The following is an 18,976-nucleotide window of genomic DNA, read 5'->3' as shown; positions in this document are numbered from 1 at the left end:
AGCAACACGGGTTTTGGCTGTAGGGTTTCAGCGCCTGTTGGATCGAGCGCCGCCCGCGCGGCGCATCGCGAGCTGCGCTCGCTCCTACGTTTGTTTCGGGCCAATTATTCCTGTGGGATTTGCGCGCGAGCGCTTGGCGCATGACGAAATATCGCGTTGTATGAACCAGGCGGTCGCGCGCGCCTGCCACAGGTGTTACTGGCCCGAAACAAACGTAGGAGCGAGCGCAGCTCGCGATGCGCCGCGCGGGCGGCGCTCGATCTCACAGGCGCCACATCTCTGTCGCAGTACCAACCCCGCACGATATCCGCTAAATCCCCTCCCGCCGCTTTCGTCTATCTGGCACCCCCTCGGCTGGACGTCTGCATGAGACCTTTAACCACTACCCGTCGCCGGGTCCTGCTCACGGGCCTGGGCCTGCTCGGCCTGGGCAGCCTGCTGGCCTGGACGGCACTGCCCTCCGCTGCACAGCCACTCAGTACGGTCGCGGTGACCCGCGCCGACATCGAAAGCAGCGTAACCGCACTGGGCACCCTGCAACCACGACGCTACGTGGATGTCGGGGCGCAGGCCTCGGGGCAGATCCACACCCTGCACGTCGAGGTTGGCGATACGGTGCGCAAAGGCCAGCTGCTGGTCGAGATCGACCCTTCGACCCAGCAGGCGCGGCTGGATGCCGGCCGCTACTCGATCGACAACCTCAAGGCCCAGTTGGCCGAACAAAGCGCGCAGTTCCAGCTGGCACGGCAGCAGCTCAAGCGCCAGCGTGACCTGGCCGCTGCGGGCGCCACCCGCGACGAGGACGTGCAGACCGCCGCCGCCCAGCTCAAAGTCACCCAGGCGCGCATCGACATGTTCCAGGCGCAGATCCGCCAGGCCCAGGCCAGCCTGCGCAGCGACGAGGCCGAGCTGGGCTACACCCGCATCTACGCGCCCATGGACGGTACCGTGGTGGCGGTGGACGCGCGCGAGGGGCAAACCCTCAACGCCCAACAGCAAACCCCGTTGATCCTGCGCATCGCCAGGCTCTCGCCAATGACGGTATGGGCCCAGGTATCGGAGGCCGACATCGGCCAGGTCAAGCCGGGCATGACCGCGTACTTCACCACCCTGGCCGGCGGCAAGCGCCGCTGGACCAGCACCGTGCGCCAGGTGCTGCCGGTGCCGCCCAAGCCGCTGGACCAGGCCAGCCAGGGCGGCGGTAGCCCGGCCAGCGTCAGCAATGGCAACGCCGGCAACCAGGTGGTGCAGTACAGCGTGCTGCTGGATGTCGACAACCCGGATGGTGCGCTGATGGCCGAAATGACTGCCCAGGTATTCTTCGTCGCCGGCAAAGCCAGCCAGGTGCTGACCGTGCCACGGGCAGCGCTGGACGACGCCGATGGCCTGCGCCTGGCGCATGTGCTGACCCGTGACGGCAAGGTGGAACAGCGCCAGGTGCGCACCGGCCTCAGTGACCGCCTGCGGGTGCAGGTGCTGGACGGCCTGAATGAAGGCGAACGCCTGGTGATCGGCGCCCCTGGCGTGCGCGGAGGCTGAATGAGCACACCCCTGATCGAACTGGTCGACATCCGTAAATCCTACGGCGGCGTCGACACCCCCAAGGTCGATATCCTGCACGGTATCAGCCTGCGCATTTACCCCGGTGAGTTCGTCGCCATCGTCGGCGCTTCCGGCTCCGGCAAGTCGACACTGATGAACATCCTCGGTTGCCTCGACCGGCCCACGTCCGGCCGCTATCGCTTCGCCGGCAAGGACGTGGCCGAACTGGGTAGCGACGAGCTGGCCTGGCTACGCCGCGAGGCATTCGGCTTCGTATTCCAGGGCTACCACCTGATCCCCTCCGGTTCGGCCCAGGAAAACGTCGAAATGCCGGCTATCTACGCCGGCATCGCCGCGCGCGAACGTCACGCTCGCGCCAGCGCCCTGCTCGGCCGCCTGGGCCTGGCCAGCCGCACCGACAACCGCCCGCATCAGTTGTCCGGCGGCCAGCAGCAGCGGGTATCGATCGCCCGTGCATTGATGAACGGCGGCCATATCATCCTTGCCGACGAACCCACCGGCGCGCTCGACAGCCAGAGTGGCACTGAAGTGATGGCGTTGCTCGACGAGCTGGCGGCCCAGGGCCACGTGATCATCCTGATCACCCATGACCGCGATGTGGCGGCGCGGGCGCAGCGAGTGATCGAGATTCGCGACGGCGTGGTCATCAGCGATTCGCCCAGCGCCCTGCCCCCGCCTGACAACGGCCGAGGGCTGCAGGCCGAGCAGTTGCGTCAGCACCTGGACCGCGGCGCGGCCTTGCGCGGGGCGTGGCAAGGCGAACTGCGCGAAGCCCTGCAGGCCGCCTGGCGGGTGATGTGGGTCAACCGCTTCCGCACCGCCCTGACCCTGCTGGGCATCGTCATCGGTGTTGCCTCGGTGGTGGTGATGCTGGCCGTGGGCGAAGGCAGCAAACGCCAGGTGATGGCGCAGATGGCCGCCTTCGGCTCGAACATCCTCTACCTCAATGGCAAACCGGCAAGCCTGGGCGAACAGGCTGGCACCATTACCCTCGACGATGTCGCCGCCATCGGCCAGTTGCCGCAGGTCCGGCACGTGATGCCGGTGCTCGGAGAAAAGCTGATGGTGCGTTACGGCAACCACAGCCAGCGGTTCTATGTGGGTGGCAACAACACCCGCTTCCCCGAGATTTTCAACTGGCCGGCGGTGCACGGTAGCTTCTACAGCGAAACCGATGAAGCCACCGCCGCGGCAGTGGCGGTGATCGGCCAGAAAGTGCGGGAACAGATGCTCGATCCTGGACGCGATCCGCTGGGGCAGTACCTGCTGATCGGCAATGTGCCGTTCCAGGTGGTCGGCATTCTGGCCGGCAAGGGTGCCAGCTCCGGCGACCAGGACAGCGACGGGCGCATCGTGGTGCCCTACTCCGCGGCGGCCATCCGCCTGTTTGGCCAGCGCGACCCGGACTACATCGCCGTCGCCGCGCTCGATTCCACGCGGGTCGAGGAAACCGAAGCGGTCATCGACCAGTTGCTGCGCCAGCGCCACAACGGGCGCCGGGATTTCGAGCTGACCAACGACGCGGCACTGATCCAGGCCGAAGCGCGCACGCAGAACAGCCTGTCGCTGATGCTGGGGGCGATTGCCGCGATCTCGCTGCTGGTGGGCGGCATCGGGGTGATGAACATCATGCTGATGACGGTGCGCGAGCGCACCCGCGAAATCGGTATCCGCATGGCTACCGGCGCACGCCAGCGCGACATCCTGCGGCAATTTCTCAGCGAGGCGGTGCTGCTGTCGATGGTCGGCGGCCTGGCCGGCATCGTCCTGGCCCTGGCCATCGGCGCTGGCCTGATGTTGGCAGATGTGGTGGTGGCCTTTGCCCTGCCTGCCATGCTCGGCGCCTTTGCCTGCGCCGTGGTCACCGGCATCGTGTTCGGCTTCATGCCCGCGCGCAAGGCCGCCCGCCTCGACCCGGTCAAAGCCCTTACCAGCGAATAATCCATGACTCTGCCTAGCCGCATCAGCCTGTTGCCCCTGTGCGTATGCCTCGCCGCCTGCAGCACGCCAACCCCACCTGCCAGCGACCTGGCCGCCCCGCTCGCCTGGCAAGGCGCAGGCGCATCACCCTCGGCACCACCGCCGACGCTCCAGTGGTGGCACGCGTTCGCCAGCCGCGAGCTGGACCGCCTGGTGCAGCGTGCCCTGTACAATGCCCACGACCTGGCCGCCGCCACCGCGCGGGTGCGCCAGGCCCAGGCCCGCGCGGTGATTGCCGGCGCGCCGTTGTTGCCGGAGCTGAAGCTGGGCCTGGACGGCAGCCGCCAACGCCTGCTGCACGGCGATGGCTACGACCAGCTTGATGTCAGCCGCAGCGAACCGACCAGCACCTCGTTCGATATACAACTCAGCGCCAGCTACGAGATCGACTTCTGGGGCGGCCTGCGGGCGTCCCGCGCGCAGGCCTTGCGCAGCCTGGAGGCCAGCCGTTTCGATCGCCAGACCGTTGAGTTGACCCTGGTCAGTGCCGTGGCCGACAGTTACCTGCAGGGGCTGGCCCTGGCAGAACAGCTGCGCATTGCCCGCCTGAACCTGCGCAATGCCCAGGAACTGCTGGGCGTGGTCGAAGCGCGCCAGCGCAGCGGTTCCGCCACGCGCCTGGAGCTGGCCCAGCAGCGCAGCCTGGTGGCCGCGCAGCAACGCCAGTTGCCGTTGCTGGAACAGAAGTGGCAGGACAGCCGGGTCACCCTGGCGACCCTGCTCGGCGACCCGCTGCAGTCGTTGCCCACCAGCCAGGAAGCGATCACCAGCCTGCAGTGGCCGGCCATCGGCAGCGGCGTGCCCAGCGAACTGCTCACTCGCCGACCGGACATTGCCGCTGCCGAAGCGCGTCTGGCCGCTGCCAGCGCCAATGTGCACGTCGCCCGCGCGGCCATGCTGCCCAAGCTCACCCTCGACGCCAACCTGGGGGCGGGTGCCGACACCTTCGCCCACCTGTTCGATAGCGCCTACTACACCCTCAGCAGCGGCCTGGTCGCGCCGCTGTTCAACCATGGCCGGCTGCGCGCCGCACGTGAGCTGGCCGAAGCCGAACAGGCGGAATTGCTGGAGACCTACCGCAGCAGCATCCTGGCCGCTTTTGCCGATGTCGAGAAGGCGCTCAATGCGATCGATGGCGTCGATCGCCAGCGCCAGTGGCAAGATCAAGAAGTGCAGCAGGCCCGGCTGGCATTCGAGCTGGCGCAACGGCGCTATGGCGCAGGCGCCGAGACCTTGTTGAGCGTGCTGGAAACCCAGCGCACCTGGTATGTGGCGCAGGACCAGCAGGCGCAACTGCGCCTGGCGCGGTTGCAGGGCAGCGTGGCGTTGTACAAGGCCTTGGGTGGGGGGTGGGGAATCAAGCAGTAGGTCGCCTGTACCGGCCCTATCGCCGGCAAGCCGGCCCCTTAGGGCCTGCGCCGGGTTCAAGGTATGCGCTGTACCGGTGGGATCTGGCTTGCCGGTGATAGGACCGGTACAGGCAGCGGCTAGCTCCGCACCTTCAGGTTGCGCGCATACCAAGGTCGCTGCGGCACTCTGGGCTGCAACGTGTCGAACAGGCCGTCATCGCTGTAGATGATGCGCAACGCCAGCTTCATCGTTTCCGGGTCCATCTCCACACTGCGCCCAGGCCGCAACCCCGGCACCGTCGAGCAGCCGTGCGTATCCGGCCCCAACCACGGGTCCGCCACGGCCACCCAGCGCCCTGGGGCGAACCACGGCACACCGTTGACCTGCAGGCGCCTGACCTCACCAGGGTGCAAGCGTTCATGGGCCGCGAACCAATCATCGATGCGGTCATCGATCCAGCCATGAAAGCGCCAGAACACCGGGTTCACATGGGAGGAAAACGGGTCCCCGAGGAAGTCGTTGTGCGCGGCGAACCAACGCTCGGCAAAATCATCCGGGGTGCGCGCCGTCGGCACCGGCATGCCGTTGGCGGGATCGCGCGGCACCGATGCCCAGCGCATGTGCAACCAGTCGTGCAGGCCCAGCTCCAGTTCCGAGCCGAACTGCGCCAGGGTCAGCGTGCTCAGGTACTCGGGGTCGGTATAGCGCGACTCCCAGACCTGGAAGTTGCCGTGGAAGGTATCCGCGGTCTTGATGTCGCGCACCCACCGGGTGTAGTCGGCGTCATCGTCGGTCAGCCACGTGGGCGGCAGGGCATTGCCGTCATGGTTGTCGAAGTAGCGAGCGAACCCTGCGCGGTCGCGCTCCAGTTCCGGCTGCGGCAGCGGGAAGCGCGGCCAGGAAGGCAGGTCCTGCAACGCCCGAGCGCTGCCAAGCATATGCCGGTGCATGAACAGGAAGTCCTCACCCGAGCCATTGCGGTCCTTGTGCCGACCTCGCGCATCACGCTCGCGCTCACGCGGCCCGGGTTGCCAGCCCAGGCCACGCAGCGCGCCCTGCTTGTCCTTGGCCAGCTTGTGCCACTTGTCCCGCGAGGCGTGCCACAGCTGGTGGAACAGGCGATGCTCCGGAGTGATCAGCCAGGCCAGCAGTTGCGGGTTCAGCGGGGTCCGTTCACGGGCTTCCGGAAAGGTGCGCTTCAAGGCCAGGAAGTGGTTGTCCTGCACCGGCAACGACAACGCCCGGTCCAGGCGCACAATGCGCCCATTGAGGGTCGCCGGCCCGGCGTTGCCGAAGCGGCCCCATACCTCGTCGAGCACGACATGGCATTCATAGCGCGCCTGGGACGAAAACAGCCGCCAGCGCAAGGTGCCCGGCGTATCCGCCAGCAGGTCACCGACCACACGGTAGCGCGGTTGCGCCTCCGCACGCAGGCGCTCGGGTGTATCCAGATAGCCGCGCAGGGCACGGCCATTGGCAGCAACGTCAAGGAACAGTTCCAGGTCTCCCGCTGGTAAACCTTGCAGGCCAGCCTCCTCGCCCAGCTGGGTCCAGCGCCAGATGCCGCGCAGGGTATCGCCCAACTGCTGTAGACGGGTATCGGCCAACTCGACAACGGCCTCGCCAGGCGTCTGCGGAAATTCCTCGGCGGCGCCCTGCCGCCGCTGATACAGCGCACCCACCGCAGCGGGCACCACCACGCCCGTCAATGCCACACCGGTGATGAAACCGCGTCGCGAAATCGTCATTGCATACCTGTGCATTCATTGCGGCCATGGAGCACGGCCCGTCCAAGGCTAGAACGTTGCATGGGCGGCGAAATTTAACCGTGCATGGCCAACGGCCGCGGCTAAATTTCTGCGCTGCAAGCTCGTTCACTGCAGGTAGCGGCGGCCTCTGTGCCCATCCCTCGACGGTGAACCTACTGAGACCAAGATGACGACTTCACGCTGGAACAAAGCCCTGTTTATCAGCCTGGCCACTGCGCTTACCGCTGGCGCCGGGTTTGCTGCCTGGCACTATTTCGCCACGCCTGCCGGCTACTCCAGAGCGGTGATGCGCCAGGCCAACGACCTGCAGGAACGCATCCTCTCGTTCGACAGCCATATCACCCTGCCGCTGACCTTCGGCACCGAAGGCAGTGAGGCGGACAAGGACGGCGATGGCCGCTTCGACCTGGCCAAGGCTGCACGCGGGCGTCTGTCCGGCGCCGCCCTGACGATATTCGCCTGGCCCGAATCGTGGACTGGCAACTCAGGCCCGCACCGCCCTACCCCGGGCTTCGTCGAGGCCGCCCGGCATACCCAGGAGGTGCGCTACAACGCCATCAGCGCCATGGTCCGCGACTTCCCGCAACAGGTTGGCATCGCCTACACCCCACAAGACTTTCGGCGCCTGCACGGCGAGGGCAAGTTCGCGGTGCTGCTCAGCATGCTCAATGCCTACGCCCTGGGCGACGACATCGACCAGCTCGACCGCTGGGCCGCACGCGGGGTGCGCATGTTCGGCTTCAGCTATGTGGGCAACAACAGCTGGGCCGATTCCTCGCGCCCGCTGCCGTTCTTCAATGACACTGCCGATGCCCTGGGCGGCCTGTCACCGCTCGGCAAGCGCGCCGTGCAACGGCTGAACGACCTGGGCGTGATCATCGACGTGTCGCAGATGTCCAGCAAGGCATTGGCCCAGGCTGTCGCCCTCAGCCGCGCGCCCGTGGTGGCGTCGCACTCGGCGCCACGGGCCATGGTCGACATCAGGCGCAACCTTTCCGACAAGGAGCTGCAGCTGATCAAGGGCAGTGGCGGCGTGGTCCAGCTGGTGGCCTTTTCCACCTACCTCAAGCCGCTGAGCAGCAAGACCCAGGACAAACTCAACGCACTGCGCGCGCGCTACGCCCTGCCGCCGCTGGCCGACCTCAACTACGCACTGATGCCGGGCGACCCGGTGATCGCCGGCTGGCCGGAGCAGAAGGTCGGCCAGTATGCGAACGAGCTGTACGGCATCCTCGAAGACGAACCCCCAGCCACCCTCAAGGACTACGGCGACGCCATCGACTACACGGTGCGCAAGGTCGGCATCGACCACGTCGGCCTCAGCTCGGACTTCAACGAAGGCGGTGGCATCGACGGCTGGCAGAACACCAGCGAGGCGCGCAACGTCACTGCCGAACTGATCAGCCGCGGCTACTCCGAAGCGGACATTGCCAAGCTCTGGGGCGGCAACTTCCTGCGGGTGTGGGAGCAGGTGCGACGCGCCGCGCAACCTGTCACCCACTCATCCCCCTGACCCTGGCGAGCCACTCGATGAACGACCGTCGCACCTTTCTCAAGCAGGCTGGCCTGCTGGCTGCCGCGCTGCCCCTGGCCGGCCCCGGCGCGCTGCTGCAATCGGCACAGGCGGCGCCTGCGCAAGCAGCCACTGGCAACGACTGGGCGGCATTTCGCAGCCTGTTCGAGCTGGACCCTGCGTATGCCCACTTCGCCAACTTTCTGATCACCTCGCACCCACGCCCGGTGCGCGAAGCCATCGAGGCACTGCGCGCCCGCTTCGACCGTCACCCGGCCCGCCTGGTCGACTGGGACAGCCAGTCGGAGTGGAAGCACGAAGCCGCCGTACGCGAGTGGGCGGCGCGCTACCTCGAAGTGACGCCGCGCCAGATCGCCCTGACCGGCAGCACCACGGAAGGCCTCGGGCTGATCTATGGCGGGCTGAAGATCGCGCCGGGGCAGGAAATACTCACTACCGTGCACGAGCATTCAGCCGCCCGCCACACCATGGGTTTTCGCACCACCCGCGACGGCACCCGAGTGCGCCGGTTGCGCCTGTTCGACGACCCTGCCAAGGTCAGCAGCGACCAGGTTTTGACCACCATCGCTGCCGCCATCGGGCCACAGACCCGGGTGCTGGGCATGACCTGGGTGCACTCGGGCAGTGGCGTGAAACTGCCGGTGGGCGAGATCGGCGCGCTGGTCCGCGAGGCCAACCGCCAGCGTGACGCGCAGGACCGGATCATCTACGTGATCGACGGCGTACACGGCTTTGGCGTCGAAGACATGCGCTTTGCCGACCTCAACTGCGATTACTTCATTGCCGGTACCCACAAGTGGCTGTTCGGGCCACGCGGTACCGGGATCATCTGCGCGGCGTCCACCGGGCTGGAGCAACTGACCCCGACCATTGCCACCTTTTCCGAGAACGAAGACTTTGCCACCGTGATGACGCCGGGTGGCTACCACGCGTTCGAGCACCGCTGGGCGCTGGGCAAGGCGTTCGAATTGCACCTGCAACTGGGCAAGGCGGCCGTGCAGGCGCGTATTCACGAGCTGAACGACTACCTCAGGCAACGGCTTGAGGCACTGCCGGGTATCGAACTGGTGACACCGCGCAGCGCACGCTATTCGGCGGGGTTCACTTTCTTCAGGTTCAAGGGCCAGGATGCCGACGAGGTCGCCCGGCATCTCAATAGCCAGCGCATCGTGGTCGATGCCGTGTCGCGGGATGTGGGGCCGGTGGTACGGACGGCGCCGGGGTTGTTGAATACCGAGGCCGAGATCGAGCGGTTGGTAAATGTGTTGGGGCGACGCGTTCACGGTTGACGCCTTGGGGCCGCGTGGCGGCCCATCGCGACGCAAGGCCGCTCCTGCAACATCGCGTCAATCTGGCCTGACGCTTTCGCAACACGCGCCCCGGCACTCGAGTCAGCCCTGCTCGCCGATCACCTGCAACCACGCCCCGACATCCCGATAGATGTCCCCCACCTGGCCCACGATCCCCGACATGCGCAGAAAGTCATGGGTCAGCCCCTCCACCCGCGCGAAGCGCACTGGCGTGCCACCCGCCAGCAGCCAGTCGCGATAAGCGATACCTTCATCGTGCAACGGGTCGTACTCGGCGACGAACAGATACGCTGGCGCCAACGCTTCCCGCAGGGACGAGCGCAACGGCGACACCCGCCAGTCCAGGCGCTGCTCAGGCTGCGGTACATAGTGCCGGTAGAACCACTCCAGCGTGGCCGTCTCCAGCAGGTAACCCTCGGCATGCTGGCGATGCGAATCACGCTGGCAGGCCATATCGGTTACCGGATAGAACAGCAGCTGCGCCAGCGGCTTGAATGCCAGTGCCTCGGGTTGCTCGACTGCCATGATGGCCATGACCGCAGCCAGGCTGGCCCCTACACTGTCCCCCGCCAGCACTATCCGGCGATTGTCCAGCCCCAGCGACGCTGCCTGTTCGGCCAGCCAGTTGGCGGCGTCCAGCACGTCGTGCAGCGCCACCGGGAACTGCTGCTGCGGTGCCAGGCGGTAATCTGCGGCCAGTACCGCGAACTCGCCCAGCGCCGCCAGACGGCGGCACACCGAATCATGCGAGTCGAGGCTGCCGACGACGTAGCCGCCACCGTGCAGGTACAGGATCACCGGTTGCACGGCGGTGCCGGCCTGGCCCTGGCGGTACAGACGGGCAGCCAGGCGAGTACCGTCGCGCACGCTGAACTGCAGCTCGCTGACCGTCACATGGCCCGGCGGGCTGGGGTCGAGCACCTGCGAGCTGCTTTCGAACTCGGCGCGGGCCTGGGCCACATCCATCGCGTGCATGGGCAGGCTCCTGCCCGTCAGCCGGCCAAATTCGACCAGTTCCAGAAAAGCCGCCAGATCAGGGTGCAATGCCATGTGGGTTCCTTGGTGGACAAAGTGACTCGGGCTCCCCTACGGACGTAGCCGCACACCGAAAAATTACCCGCCCCTACCGCTAAATCAGTGCCCCAGGCACTCGTCATCCTTGCACAACGAAAAACCGCAGAGGCATACCGTGGACCTTCAGAGCATCCTCAGCAAACTGTTCGCCAACGCCCATGCTGTCGGCATCGAGGGCGTGTTCCAGTTCGTCTTCGGCCAGGACCAGGTGTTCTGGTCGGAGGTCCGCGACAGCAGCCGCACCAGCGCCGGCCGGCACAGCGCGCCAGACGTCACCATTGAAGTGGCCGAACGTGACTTCCTCGGCATCATGGGCGGCACGGCCAACGTCGAGGAGCTGTTCGCCAGCGCGCGGCTGAAGATCACCGGCAACATGGGCCTGGCCACGCTGCTGCCGCAAATCATCAGCAACGCGCGCCGCGGGGTGACGACGACCAAGGTGGCGATGAACCAGCGCTACCCGACGCCGGCACGCTTCAGCGAACGGGTATCGGCGGGCCAACCCGTGCAGCGCGAAGTGGCCCGCATCGCCCGCGCCGACCTGCCCGTGGCGCGCTTCCACAACAACTACCTGGTGCATGGCACCCCGCTGGTGATCAGCGATGCCTTGCAGGACTGGCCACTGTTCAGCATGGGCCGTGAAGCCTCGCTGGAACATTTCGCCGAACTGCAGGGCATTACCCGCCATGGCGATTACGTGAAGAAGACGTTCTCCACCGACCGCGACTTCCGCTCCACTTCCATGGCCGAGTTCATCGCCTCGCTGGACACCCCGGCCAAGCCTGGTGAACCCCCGGCCTACATGGGCAACAACATCGTGCCGGAAAAGCTGCTGACACTGATCCGCTACCCGCCGTATTTCGCCCGCGACAAGTTCATTGCGCCGCGCATCTGGATCGGCCCCAAGGGCACCCTGACGCCGCTGCACCGCGACGATACCGACAACCTGTTTGCCCAGGTCTGGGGGCAGAAGTCGTTCATCCTTGCCGCGCCACACCATCGTCCGGCGCTGGGCACCTGGTCGACCAGCCCCAAGGGCGGCCTGGACGGCTGCGATTTCAACCCCGACGCCCCGGACTACCAACGCTTCCCGGCGGCGCGCGAGGTGCCGTTCCTGCGCGTGGTAGTGCAAGCCGGTGACCTGTTGTTCCTGCCCGAAGGCTGGTTCCATCAGGTGGAGTCGGTGTCTACCTCGTTATCGGTGAACTTCTGGGTGGATTCCGGGCGCGGCTGGTAGCCGGGATTGCCGGGGGCGTGCTGTGCCCCCGGCAATACTCAGACAGAAGCCATCAACGCCTCGGCAAAGCGTTGTGCCACTTCATCGATCTGCTCACCGGTGATGATCAACGGCGGCAGAAAACGCACCACCGCGCCATGCCGCCCGCCCAGCTCCAAGATCAACCCGCGCTTGAGGCATTCACGCTGCACCGTGGCCGCCAGCTCACGGTTGGCCTGTGGTTGGCCAAGCGCATCTCGCTGCCCTTGGCCGCCGACCAGCTCCACCCCGATCATCAACCCACGGCCACGGATATCGCCCAGCTGCGGATAATCCCGCTGCAACTGCTGCAGATGCTGGCGCAGGCGCTGGCCCATGGCCTCGGCATGCTCGGCCAGGCGCTGTTCGACCAGGTAAGCGATCACCGCCGAACCCGCCGCCATGGCCATCTGGTTGCCACGGAAGGTACCGGCATGGGCACCCGGCTTCCAGCTGTCCAGCCAGTCGCGGTACACCACCACCGCCAGTGGCAGGCTGCCACCGATGGCTTTGGACAGGGTAACCACATCCGGCACGATGCCGGCGTGCTCGAAGGCGAACATGCGCCCGGTGCGGGCAAAGCCGCTCTGAATTTCGTCGACGATCAGCGCCACGCCGGCCTGCTCGGTGATCCGGCGCACGCCCTTGAGCCACTCGATATCGGCCGGGATGACCCCGCCCTCGCCCTGTACCACCTCGAGGATCACTGCAGCGGGCAAAGGCACGCCGCTTTCCGGGTCGAGCAACAGGTTTTCCAGGTAATGCAGGTTGGCCCTGACCCCGGCTGCACCGCCCAGGCCGAACGGGCAGCGGTAGTCGTAGGGATATGGCATGAACTGCACGCCGTTGCCGAGCAAGGCCCCCAGCGGCTGCTTCGGCCCATGGCTGCCCATCAGGCTCAGCGCACCCTGGCTCATGCCGTGGTAGGCCCCCTGGAAAGCCAGCACGGTGCTGCGCCCGGTGGCACTCCGTACCAGTTTCAGCGCCGCCTCTACCGCATCGGTGCCGGTCGGGCCGCAGAACTGCACCTTGGCCTCCCGGCGCAGTGCCTCGGGCAGGACACCGAACAGGTCCTGGACAAAACGGTCCTTGACTGGCGTGGTCAGGTCCAGGGTATGCAGGGGCAGCTCATCGGCCAGGACCCGCTGGATCGCCTCGACCACCACCGGGTGGTTATGGCCCAGCGCCAGGGTGCCGGCACCGGCCAGGCAATCGATGAACTGGCGGCCTTCGACATCCTCGACATGAATGCCACTGGCGCGCTTGAGCGCCAACGGGATGCGCCGCGGGTAGCTGCGGGCGTTGGACTCCTGTTGCTGCTGGCGCTGCAGCAAAGGCGAATCGGTGAACGCGTACAACGGGCGCGGCGCACTGGCCGGTAGGACCTGGGCAAGGCTGGAAGCGGTGGGCATGGGTGGTTCCTCGCAAGCAAGCGAATGAGCGGGTGTCGCTTGGGAAACGCTTGAATGCGAGGAGGATTTAGCGGTTGGTGCAGGATTTTCGTCGGCCTGTTGTGGCCGGTTCGCGGGTAAAACCGCTCCCATCGGGACCACACCGTAGCTGAAACCTGTGCTGTACCTGTGGCAGCGGGTTTACCCGCGAACCGGCCACAACAAGCGGCAAGGATCAATGCCCCGAGCGTGCCGGCACCTGCAACAAAACCCGCAAGCCATCACTGCGGCTGTCGAACTTCAGGCTACCGGCACAGCGTTGCACGATCGCCTGCACGATCGCCAACCCCAACCCGCAACCACCACTTTGCCCATTACGCCAGAAACGCTCGGTCAAGTGCTCCAGGTCTGCCTCGGCAATTCCCGGCCCATGGTCACGCACCATGAAGCCTACCTGCCCGTCGCTCATCTGCAGTTCCAGCTCCACCGCCTCATCGCCACCATGACGCAAGGCGTTGTCCAGCAGGTTGCGCAACGCCGCCACCGCCAGCGGTGCAGGCATGCGCAGATAGACCTGGGTAGCCTCTTCCGGCAGGCGCAAGACGATACGCCGGTTGTCGCCGCCGCCGGCGTCCTGCACCGCCTGCCGTGCCACCTGCTCGGCGCTGCACTGCACGCCATCCTCGAACGACAGGCTGCCCTCCACCCGCGCCAGCATCAGCAACTGTTCCAGCGTACGGTGCATGCGGTCGGCGCCCTGCTCGGCATGTGCCAGTGCCTGCTCGCGCACTGCCCCGTCGGTCATGCGCGCCACCTGCAGGTGGGTCTTGATCGCCGTCAGCGGGCTGCGTAGTTCATGCGCGGCATCGTCGGTCAGGCGCCGCTCACGCTCGATCGTCTGGGCAATGCGCAGGAATAGCTGGTTCTGGGTTTCCAGCAACGGCTGCAGTTCGCTGGGCAGGCCCGCCACCTGCAGCGGCTCGACACTGTCCGCGCGCCGGCGGCGCAAGGCATCGCGCATGCGGTTGAGCGGTTCCAGGCCCTTGCCCAGGCCGATCCACAACAGCCCCAGGCTGCCGAGCAAGGCCATCAGCACCGGCGCCGAGGCGGCCAGCAGGATCGACTGGTTCAGCGCCTCGCGCTCCATGTGCCGGTCGGCGGTGGTGATACGCACATCGCCGTGGTTGTAGGTGAAGGTACGCCACAGCGCATCGTCGATGGTCTGGTCACGGAAGCCACTGCGCTCGTCGTCCATGGCGCCATCGTGCTTGTGGTTGCTGGCGAGGATCTCGCCACGCAACGAGCTGACCTGGCAGGCCATGCCGTCCGGCACGCTGAACTGGTCGGCAGAAAAATGCGCCTCCTCGCCCTTGGCGGTCAACGGTTGCGGCAGCTGGTCGATGAGCCCGGCGACCATGCGTGCCGAGGCCACCAGGCGCTGGTCGAGGGAGAACATCATCTGCTGGCGCAGGTCGCGCAGCATCCACGCGGCCGCCAGCACCCAGATGACCACGAAGGCGCTGCCCAGGATCAGGCTCAGGCGTACCCGCAGGCTCATGATGCGGCCTCTTCCGGCGCCTGCGCCGGGCCCAGGCGGTAGCCCAGGCCGCGCACGGTCTCGACGATGCCGTTACCCAGCTTGCGGCGCAGGTGGTGGATATGCACGTTCAGGGCATTGCTCTCCACCTCGTCGCTGAAGCCGTACACGCAGTCCTTGAGCTGTTCGCTGGACAGCACTCGCCCAGGGTTCTGCAGCAGCGCCTGGAGCAGGGCCTGCTCACGGCGCGAGAGGTCGACCGGCCGCCCGGCCAGGGTGGCCGCGCAGGTACTCGGGTCGTAGCACAGCGGGCCGTGCTCGATCACATTCACCGCGCGCCCGGCCACCCGCCGCAACAGGGTGTGCAGGCGCGCGGCCAGCTCGCGCAGGTCGAACGGCTTGAGCAGGTAATCGTCGGCCCCGGCCTGCAGGCCATCGACCCGGTCGGTGACCGCATCCCGCGCGGTGAGCACCAGCACCGGCAGCGTTTCGCCCTGCTGGCGCAGGCGGCGCAGCAGCTTGAGGCCGTCTTCGTCGGGCAGGCCGAGGTCGAGAATCATCACGTCGAACTGCGCGGCCTGCAGCATCGCCCGCGCATCGGCGGCATTGCCCACCCGGTCCACGGTCAGGCCCTGGGCGGTGAGGCCGGCGCAGATGCCGGCGGCGATCAGGTCGTCGTCCTCGCAGAGCAGAACGTGCATGGTGGGGCTCCCGGAGTGGTGTGGCTGACATTGCACCTTGGGCGGATTAAGGGGGGATTATGGACCTTTCCGAAGGGGGTTGGGGCTCGTCTTGGGTGTGCCGGGGGTGCTGAACCTGCAGCGGTGAACGCTTCGGGCCTACATCACCCCTTCCGGCGTATCCACATCCAGCAACACCCCGGCATCCTCTACCTCAACCACCACGCAGCAAGCCTGATGCCCGCGCACCAGCGCCCGCGCCCCTTCATCCCCGCCCAGCCGTTCCAACGCCGGCCAGAAATCGCGCCCGAAGATCACCGGGTGCCCGTGCTGCCCGGCATGGCGCGGCAACACGATGGTCGAAGGGCTGGCCGCTTCGGCCAGGCGACACAAGGTTGCCGGTTCGATCCACGGCATATCGCCCAGCAGAATGGCCACCGCCTGCGCCTGGCTGTCGCGCAACGAGCCGGCGCCGGCAGCCAGGCTGTGCCCCATGCCGGCGGCAGCCTCTGGGCTGGCGACGATGCGGCAATCGCCAGGCAGGCCAAAATCCTCGCCCCGTTCGCCTGCGCGTAACACCACGCGAACGTCAGCGAATGCTGCCCGAGCCCGCTCCACGCTATGCGCCAGCAGGCTACGACCATCCGCCAGGGCCACCCGGCGCTTGTCGGCGCCAAAACGCCTGGCGCTGCCTGCCGCCAGCACCAGCGCGACCACGCTCACGAGCGCACCTGGCGTTTGTGCGAGGTAGCCGCGGCAGCCATCGCAGGGCTGTCGAACGCTTCGGTACCTTTCGTTTTAGGCATGGGCAACTCGCAATGGCCGGATCATCAGGCAATGCAACCACTGCCGGGGCGGCATGGCAAGCGCGGCTGATGGTACCGCGCCCGGATAGGCAGCGCCGGTTGCACCAACAAGGGTTAACCTTGGGTTAATCGACCCAGGCCAGCATGACACCTTTCAACGTACTGCCAAGGCGAAGACATGCGCGTCCTCCTGCTCTTCCTGACACTGCTCCTGGCCGGCCCGTTGCAGGCCAACCCGTTCGATGTCAAACCTGACTTCCTGCCGGTCGACCAGGCTTTCGTGCTGACCCACGACCGCCAGCCCGATGGCCAGATGCGCCTGTATTTCCAGATCAAGCCAGGCTACTACCTGTATCAGAAACGCCTGAAGTTCGACGGCCTGCCCGTCGAGCAACACCCGCAGCTGCCACCTGCGCTCAACCACCACGACGAATTCTTCGGCGACAGCGCGGTGTACCGCGACCAGTTGCAACTGCTGCTGCCCGCCAGCGCCCAGGGCCAACTGCGCCTGGGCTGGCAAGGCTGTGCCGACGCTGGCCTGTGCTACCCACCGCAGACCACCTTGATCGACCTCGGCGGCAGCACAGCGCCGCTAGCCGAGCAAGCCAGCGACCAGGCGCTGGCCAGCGGCCTGCAGCAAAGCCACCTGGCCTGGAGCCTGCTGGCGTTCTTCGGCCTGGGCCTGTTGCTGGCCTTCACCCCCTGTTCGCTGCCGATGCTGCCGATCCTCGCCGGGCTGGTACTGGGCAATGGCGCCAGCGCCCGGCGCGGCTGGCTGCTGGCCGGGGTCTATGTACTGAGCATGGCCCTGGTATACGCCGCCCTGGGCGTGGTCGCCGCGCTGCTGGGCGCCAGCCTGCAGGCCTGGCTGCAGCAACCCTGGCTGCTGGGCAGCCTGGCGGGGCTGTTCGTGGTCCTGGCCCTGCCGATGTTCGGTGCCTTCGAACTGCAACTGCCCGCCGCCCTGCGTGACCGCCTGGACCGCGCCGGGCGCGGCACGCGTGGCGGCCACCTGTATGGCGCGGCGCTGCTCGGTGGGTTGTCCGGGCTGCTGATGGGCCCGTGCATGACCGCGCCGCTGGCGGGGGCGTTGTTGTACATCGCCCACAGCGGCGATGTACTGCAGGGCGCGCTGGTGTTGTTCAGCCTTGGCCTGGGCATGGGCGTGCCGCTGATGTTGCTGGTGACCTTGGGCAACCGCTACCTGCCGCGCCCTGGCGCCTGGATGAACCGGGTCAAGGGGGTATTCGGCTTCGTGTTCCTGGGCATGGCGCTGTACACCGTGCGCAGCCTGCTACCCAGCGCATTGCTGCTGGCCCTCAGCGGCGGGCTGCTGATCACCCTGGCCTGGGCAGCCTGGCCGGCCCTGCAGCGGCTACCGGCGTTGCGCGCTGTTCCGCTGCTGGGCGCCCTGTGGGGCGGCCTGCTGCTGGTGGGTGCGGCGGCCGGTGGCGACGACCCCTGGCAACCGCTGCGCCCGTTCACCGGCAGCGCCACGCCGGCCAGCGGGCAGCAGGTCGAAGATGCCTTCGTCACCGTCAGCCGCCCCGAAGACCTGCAACGCGAACTGGCGGCAGCCAAGGGGCGCGGCCAGTGGGTGATGGTCGACTACTATGCCGACTGGTGCGTGTCGTGCAAGGTCATGGAAAAACAGGTATTCGCCCGCAGCGACGTGCAGGCGGCCCTGGCCGGCGTGCACCTGCTGCGCCTGGACGTGACCGCCGACAGCCCGGCCAGCCAGGCTTTGCTGCAGCACTATCAGGTACCCGGCCCGCCCAGCATCATCTGGGTCGGCCCGGAAGGCGACGAACGCCGCGCACGGCGCCTCACCGGTGAAGTGGATGCAGCCGCGTTCCTGCAACACTGGACCCAGACCAGGAGCCAAGGCTGATGCTGACCGTAACCCTCGGGCCACTGACCATGGCCCTCAACCACCTGCTGATGCTTACCGCCCTGGTGATTGCCAGCGTGGTCGGCTGGTGGGTCGCCCGGCGTGGCGGCGAGAGCCCGGAATCGGCGCTGTTCAACCTGTTCCTGATCGGCCTGCTATGCGCGCGCGCCGGCTTCGTGCTGGCCTATTGGCCGATGTACCAGGACGACCTGCTGCAGATCATCGACATCCGCGATGGTGGCTTCCTGTTCTGGTCAGGCCTTGCCGGCATCGTGCTCGGCGCCCTGTGGCAAGGCTGGCGTCATCCCGGGCTGCGCCGCCCGCTGGGCTGGGCGCTGTTCAGCGGCGCATTGTTCTGGGGCCTGGCCAGCCTCGCCGGGCACCTGTACAGCAAGGGCACCGAGCTGCCCGAACTGAGCCTGCGCAACGCCAGCGGGCAATCCGTGGCACTGCACGGCTACCGCGGCAAGCCGCTGGTGATCAACCTCTGGGCCACCTGGTGCCCGCCCTGTCGGCGCGAGATGCCGGTGCTGCAACAGGCGCAAGGCGATTACCCGCATGTGACCTTCCTGTTCGTCAACCAGGGCGAAACCCCGGAAAACGTCAGCACCTTCCTCGCCACCACCGGCCTGAGCCTGACCCATGTGCTGTTCGATGGTACCGGCCTGCTGGCCCAGCGCGTCGGTTCCATGGCCCTGCCCACCACCCTGTTCTACGACGCCGACGGGCGGCTGATCGGCAGCCACCTCGGCGAGCTGTCGCGGGCCAGCCTGCGCCACGCCCTGGAACCTTTCGACCGGGCCACCGCGCCCGCCCCTGCCGCACAAGGAAACTGA

14 protein-coding genes are annotated in these 18,976 nt (G+C 67.0%); 8 read left to right on the top strand and 6 right to left on the bottom strand.

Annotated elements, in window-relative coordinates:
• The first annotated feature begins 366 nt into the window (after positions 1-366).
• From JKP78_RS22220 to JKP78_RS22210, 3 genes are read left to right on the top strand one after another with little or no spacing between them, the layout of a single operon-like run.
• On the top strand, positions 367-1,539 hold the full coding sequence (locus JKP78_RS22220) for an efflux RND transporter periplasmic adaptor subunit (protein WP_200627642.1): 1,173 nt from the start codon (positions 367-369) through the stop codon (positions 1,537-1,539).
• Positions 1,540-3,504, top strand: coding sequence for a MacB family efflux pump subunit (locus tag JKP78_RS22215; RefSeq protein WP_200627640.1), 1,965 nt, complete (start codon positions 1,540-1,542; stop codon positions 3,502-3,504).
• Positions 3,505-3,507: 3 nt separating this feature from the next.
• Positions 3,508-4,911 (top strand): efflux transporter outer membrane subunit, encoded by a 1,404-nt coding sequence (locus JKP78_RS22210; protein WP_200627638.1) that lies wholly within the window; start codon positions 3,508-3,510, stop codon positions 4,909-4,911.
• Positions 4,912-5,030: 119 nt separating this feature from the next.
• Here JKP78_RS22210 and pvdP read toward each other — a convergent pair whose 3' ends face one another.
• Positions 5,031-6,641: a pyoverdine maturation tyrosinase PvdP gene (pvdP, locus tag JKP78_RS22205; RefSeq protein ID WP_200627636.1), complete on the bottom strand. Its 1,611-nt coding sequence runs from the start codon at positions 6,639-6,641 to the stop codon at positions 5,031-5,033.
• A 187-nt stretch (positions 6,642-6,828) separates the two neighbouring features.
• On the opposite strand from pvdP, the gene pvdM reads away from it, so the two are divergent.
• Together pvdM and pvdN are read left to right on the top strand one after the other, a co-directional pair.
• Entirely contained in the window at positions 6,829-8,175 is a 1,347-nt protein-coding gene (pvdM, locus tag JKP78_RS22200; RefSeq protein ID WP_200627634.1) for a pyoverdine-tailoring dipeptidase-like protein PvdM, read from the top strand.
• A 17-nt stretch (positions 8,176-8,192) separates the two neighbouring features.
• A complete protein-coding gene (pvdN, locus tag JKP78_RS22195; RefSeq protein ID WP_186688288.1) occupies positions 8,193-9,485 on the top strand; it encodes a pyoverdine-tailoring periplasmic protein PvdN in 1,293 nt (430 codons plus the stop codon).
• 102 nt (positions 9,486-9,587) lie between these two features.
• On the opposite strand, the gene JKP78_RS22190 is transcribed toward pvdN, so the two are convergent.
• Positions 9,588-10,556, bottom strand: a complete 969-nt coding sequence (locus JKP78_RS22190) for an alpha/beta hydrolase (RefSeq protein ID WP_200627633.1) — start codon at positions 10,554-10,556, stop codon at positions 9,588-9,590.
• Between the two features lie 139 nt (positions 10,557-10,695).
• Between JKP78_RS22190 and JKP78_RS22185 the strand changes: the two genes are divergently transcribed.
• Positions 10,696-11,817 (top strand): cupin-like domain-containing protein, encoded by a 1,122-nt coding sequence (locus JKP78_RS22185; RefSeq protein ID WP_200627632.1) that lies wholly within the window; start codon positions 10,696-10,698, stop codon positions 11,815-11,817.
• 38 nt (positions 11,818-11,855) lie between these two features.
• Here the strand turns inward: JKP78_RS22185 and JKP78_RS22180 are convergent, their stop codons facing one another.
• The 4 genes from JKP78_RS22180 to JKP78_RS22165 all read right to left on the bottom strand — a co-directional run bounded on the left by JKP78_RS22180 (position 11,856) and on the right by JKP78_RS22165 (position 16,166).
• Positions 11,856-13,247, bottom strand: coding sequence for an aspartate aminotransferase family protein (locus tag JKP78_RS22180; RefSeq protein WP_200627631.1), 1,392 nt, complete (start codon positions 13,245-13,247; stop codon positions 11,856-11,858).
• 214 nt (positions 13,248-13,461) lie between these two features.
• Positions 13,462-14,784: an ATP-binding protein gene (locus tag JKP78_RS22175; protein ID WP_200627630.1), complete on the bottom strand. Its 1,323-nt coding sequence runs from the start codon at positions 14,782-14,784 to the stop codon at positions 13,462-13,464.
• Positions 14,781-15,464, bottom strand: coding sequence for a response regulator (locus JKP78_RS22170; RefSeq protein ID WP_170030897.1), 684 nt, complete (start codon positions 15,462-15,464; stop codon positions 14,781-14,783). Before JKP78_RS22170 ends, JKP78_RS22175 begins: the two co-directional genes overlap by 4 nt.
• 138 nt (positions 15,465-15,602) lie before the next feature.
• The gene (locus JKP78_RS22165) at positions 15,603-16,166 is read right to left on the bottom strand and encodes a nucleotidyltransferase family protein (RefSeq protein ID WP_200627629.1); all 564 of its coding nucleotides are present in this window, start codon (positions 16,164-16,166) and stop codon (positions 15,603-15,605) included.
• A gap of 261 nt (positions 16,167-16,427) precedes the next feature.
• Here JKP78_RS22165 and dsbD point away from each other — a divergent pair, with 261 nt between their 5' ends.
• Complete coding sequence (gene dsbD, locus JKP78_RS22160; RefSeq protein ID WP_200627628.1) at positions 16,428-18,140, top strand: protein-disulfide reductase DsbD; 1,713 nt, start codon at positions 16,428-16,430, stop codon at positions 18,138-18,140.
• Positions 18,140-18,976: a TlpA disulfide reductase family protein gene (locus tag JKP78_RS22155; RefSeq protein WP_186688316.1), complete on the top strand. Its 837-nt coding sequence runs from the start codon at positions 18,140-18,142 to the stop codon at positions 18,974-18,976. The genes dsbD and JKP78_RS22155 overlap by 1 nt, the downstream gene beginning before the upstream one ends.

Origin of the sequence: Pseudomonas sp. LAM2023 (assembly GCF_016620375.1) — a bacterium.
Classification (GTDB): Bacteria; Pseudomonadota; Gammaproteobacteria; order Pseudomonadales; family Pseudomonadaceae; genus Aquipseudomonas; species Aquipseudomonas anuradhapurensis.
The sequence above is the reverse complement of the archived record's forward strand: the minus strand, read 5'-3'. Positions and strand labels throughout refer to the sequence as shown.